Source organism: bacterium (assembly GCA_030654305.1).
Lineage (GTDB): Bacteria > Krumholzibacteriota > Krumholzibacteriia > LZORAL124-64-63 > LZORAL124-64-63 > PNOJ01.
Map to the genome: position 1 here is coordinate 1 of JAURXS010000146.1, position 1,208 is coordinate 1,208.

Consider the following 1,208-nt stretch of genomic DNA (forward strand, 5'->3'; position numbering starts at 1 on the left):
ACCGTGATCTGGGACGGCCGCGACGACGCTGGAACCTTGCTCTCCTCCGGGCATTACATCGTCCGGCTGGTTTGCGGCGGGCGGACGTCGACCTGGAAAATGGCCATGGTTAAATAAAGGCCGATCCCGCCTTTTCCCGCCCCGCAAATCTGCTATCTTGAAGATCGACTGCTAACCTCAAGAAGATCGAGTGTGCCCGGCCGCTGCGAATCAACGGCGGGTGATTTTTTGTCCGTACGCCGAAGACGGGGACGACCATGAACCTGATCAAGCTGAAGAAGCTGGCCAACTCGCGCCAATTCACCGACCTCGAAGTGCTGTGGAGCGAGGCGCTCGACGAGCCCGACGCCGAGGTCGAGGAGATGCTGCGCGTTGCCGCGCAGGTGCGCCGTCTGGGCGAGGAGGAGCGGGCCGACGGGATGCTCTCTGGACTGCTGCACGCGTCCGAGCAGCGCGGGGGCCGCCGCGTCCGGCTCGACGTCGCCCGCCAGGCCACGGCGCTGTTGCCGGCCTCGGTCCTGCTGCGCAAGGAGCTGCGGCAGCTGATGCCCTCGTTCCACACCGATTACGAGCACGCCGGCACGCTCACCTCGCGCCTGTTGTCCGAGGGGACGTCCCTGCCCGAAGGGTTGGCCGTGCTGGACCGCTTCCTTCAGCTGCGCCCGGGCTCGTTCCTGAGCGACCGCTCCCACCTCGAGCCCGGCATGGTCGAGGAAGTCGACGCCGAGCATACCAAGCTGACCGTCTCGTTCAGCGGCCGGCGCGAAGTCCTGGAACGGGCCCGCGTCGGCGAGGTGATCGTCCTGCCGCCGGACCATTTCCCGTCGTTGCTGCTCTACCGGCCCGACGAGCTGCGCCAGATGGCCGCCACCGATCCCGAGTCGTTCGTCGTCAAGGCGCTGATGTCGACCCGCGACCGGACCCTCGCCCACCGCGAGCTGCGCACCCACTACGTCGCGCTCCACGGCGAGGACGGCTGGACGGGCTGGTGGAAGAAAGCCCGCCCGGCCCTGAAGACCTCCAGCCGGATCGAGATGACCGGCACCGGGCAGCCGACGTTCCATCTGCTGCGCCAGGAGAGTTCCTACGAGGAGCGCGTGCGCGAGCAGCTGCGCGGCCTGACCGAGCCCGCGCCCCGGCTGCAGTTCATCCTGGAGCGCCTGGGCGAGGCCCGCCGCGACAAGTCCGTCTCGCACGAGATGATCGGG

1 protein-coding gene is annotated in these 1,208 nt (G+C 68.0%); it reads left to right on the top strand.

Annotated features, from left to right (window positions below):
• Positions 1 to 257 precede the first annotated feature (257 nt).
• Positions 258 to 1,208 (top strand): hypothetical protein (locus Q7W29_03815; GenBank protein ID MDO9170939.1); only part of this gene is annotated, 951 nt, incomplete at its 3' end.